The sequence below is a fragment of the Sphingomonas sp. Leaf339 genome, assembly GCF_001426195.1.
GTDB lineage: Bacteria > Pseudomonadota > Alphaproteobacteria > Sphingomonadales > Sphingomonadaceae > Sphingomonas.
In genome coordinates this window covers 1-578 of record NZ_LMRS01000029.1, presented here as the reverse complement: position 1 = coordinate 578, position 578 = coordinate 1, and the positions used below count along the sequence as shown (strand labels likewise).

The following is a 578-nucleotide window of genomic DNA, read 5'->3' as shown; positions in this document are numbered from 1 at the left end:
ACACACCAGAGGTTCGTCCRACCCGGTCCTCTCGTACTAAGGACAGCCCTTCTCAAATTTCCTGCGCGCGCAGCGGATAGGGACCGAACTGTCTCACGACGTTCTAAACCCAGCTCGCGTACCGCTTTAATGGGCGAACAGCCCAACCCTTGGGACCTACTCCAGCCCCAGGATGCGACGAGCCGACATCGAGGTGCCAAACCATGCCGTCGATATGGACTCTTGGGCAAGATCAGCCTGTTATCCCCGAGGTACCTTTTATCCGTTGAGCGACRGCGCTTCCACAWGCCASYGCCGGATCACTAGTCCCGACTTTCGTCCCTGCTCGACYTGTCAGTCTCACAGTCAAGCTCCCTTGTGCACTTACACTCGCCACCTGATTGCCAACCAGGTTGAGGGAACCTTTGGGCGCCTCCGTTACATTTTGGGAGGCAACCGCCCCAGTTAAACTACCCAYCAGGCACTGTCCCTGAACCSGATCAGGGTTCGAAGTTAGATATCCAGAGTGACCAGAGTGGTATTTCAACAAYGACTCCACRRWMACTRGCGTSMCCGCTTCACAGTCTCCCACCTATCCT

At 56.2% G+C, this 578-nt stretch carries 1 rRNA gene; it reads right to left on the bottom strand.

Features of this window, described 5'->3' with window-relative positions:
* Nucleotides 1-578: ribosomal RNA gene (locus ASG67_RS12460) — 23S ribosomal RNA — on the bottom strand; the annotation flags it as partial.